Origin of the sequence: Sulfitobacter sp. EhC04, assembly GCF_001650875.1 — a bacterium.
Taxonomy (GTDB): domain Bacteria; phylum Pseudomonadota; class Alphaproteobacteria; order Rhodobacterales; family Rhodobacteraceae; genus Sulfitobacter.
Genome location: NZ_LXYI01000077.1, coordinates 1 through 1416, shown reverse-complemented (window position 1 = coordinate 1416; position 1416 = coordinate 1). Strand labels below are relative to the sequence as shown.

Genomic DNA, 1416 nt, shown 5'->3' with positions numbered 1-1416 from the left:
GGGCCTCTCCAAGAAGGTTCGCACCACCTATACCGAAGCCGACGGGGATGTGGCCGCTCCACTCCAAAACATTGTTGCTGAAATTCAGGATAGCCTGATCAACGCGGCGGAGACCCTTGGGATCACGTCGAGCGCCTTCACTGACTTCGCCCATCAGATGGAGATATCGACCAAAGGCCTGAGCGACGAAGAGGCGCAGCGCGCAGTCCAAGATGCTCTGGAAGAGCTGGGCGATGCATTCGCTGAGATGGTCACGGGGATCGAGGACGTCCAAAGGGTGGGCGAGGGTGCCGCGACCACGTTGACGCGCCTGTCCACCAGTCTGCTGGCTGTCAATGATGCCATGGACCTGCTCGGAGGCACATTGTTCGACGTGTCGCTGCTCGGCGGGGATGCAGCCTCGAACCTGGTCGACGCCTTTGGCGGTGCTGACCAGATGGCTCAGGCGGTGAACACATTCTTTGCGGCCTTCTACAGCGTCGAGGAACAGCGCGAAACGATCATGCGCCGCCTGAACGACCAGTTTGCCGAATTGGGTCAAACCATGCCTCAGAGCCGTGAAGGGTTCCGTGAACTGATCGAGAGCATCGACCTGACCACAGAATATGGCCGGGAACTTTACGCCGCACTCGTTTCGATGGCCGGGGCGATGAATGAAGTTCTCCCCCAGATCGAGCGCTTCACATTGTCGATGCAGGGCCTGGTGTCAAACATCGGCGGGGAGATCGGCGTCCTGATTGAGCAGTCCCAGGCCCTGGCGTTGCAGTCAGGTGAGCAAGCACGACTGTGGTACAAGACCGCAAAGACCTTGCGCGAGTTTCTGAGTGATATTCTGAACAGCGACCTGACCAACGTGTCGCCGGCACAGCAGGCAGCCCTGAACCAGTCTCGCTTTGATACCGCACTTGCCGCAGCAATGGAGGGCGATCAATCAGCCGCGGATAAGATCCCCGAGCTGTCCCGGAACCTTCTGAAGTCGATGAAGTCGCAATCCGGCACGCTGGTAGAATACCAGATGCAGGCAGCAGTGGTGATGAACCAGCTCAAATTGCTGGCGGGTGTCGCCGATCTTGAAGGGGCAAACGAGGACGTTCTGCAAGCGCTTTACGAGCGCCAGATTGAGGTTCTGACGGCCCTGGCGAACTTCCTTGAACTGGAATCTCTGACCCCAGAGCAGATTGCCTCACTGGATAGCAGCATTCAGGATCTGGTGACCAATTGGGACGCAACGATTGGCGAGTTCGACGCCGCGCTGTTGTCCCTTGAGGCAGCAATTCGCGATGCGGAGGATTTCAGCTACTCCCAGCTGCAAGAGCGGCTGAGCGTTTCCGTGAACCTGCTCGCACAGGCTGACATCCCCGAGTACCTGAAGCAGCTTATCGCAACGGCAGAGACCGGTGTTCAGGCGTTCATCGA

Annotated in this window: 1 pseudogene; it reads left to right on the top strand. The window is 58.5% G+C overall.

The features are described from left to right. Positions 1-1416: pseudogene (locus A8B82_RS24275) on the top strand (hypothetical protein); the annotation flags it as partial.